Source organism: Stenotrophomonas sp. SrG, assembly GCF_050031795.1.
GTDB classification, from domain to species: Bacteria; Pseudomonadota; Gammaproteobacteria; order Xanthomonadales; family Xanthomonadaceae; genus Stenotrophomonas; species Stenotrophomonas rhizophila_A.
The window spans coordinates 1-234 of the sequence record NZ_JBNBBE010001458.1 but is presented as its reverse complement, the minus strand read 5'-3'; the positions used below and the strand labels follow the sequence as shown (position 1 = coordinate 234).

General features: G+C 70.5%; 1 protein-coding gene. It reads right to left on the bottom strand.

What is annotated here, in order from left to right:
• The coding region (locus ACQG3P_RS24245) for a glutamine amidotransferase-related protein (protein ID WP_426806476.1) at positions 1–234 on the bottom strand (234 nt) is incomplete at both ends.

Genomic DNA, 234 nt, shown 5'->3' with positions numbered 1-234 from the left:
CCGGCCCGTCGGTGCGGGCGATGCGCTGGTTGGTGCCGTCGACCAGCGAGCGGTGGGTCACGCGCAGTGTGGCCGGCAGCGTGTCTTCATCCACCGCGAAGCCGTGGTTCTGCGAGGTGTTCATCACGCGGCCGTCGTCCAGGTGCTGCAGCGGGTGGTTGGCACCGTGGTGGGCGTGGCCCATCTTTACCGTCTTGGCGCCGGAGGGCAGCGCCAGCAGGTGGTGGCCCAGGA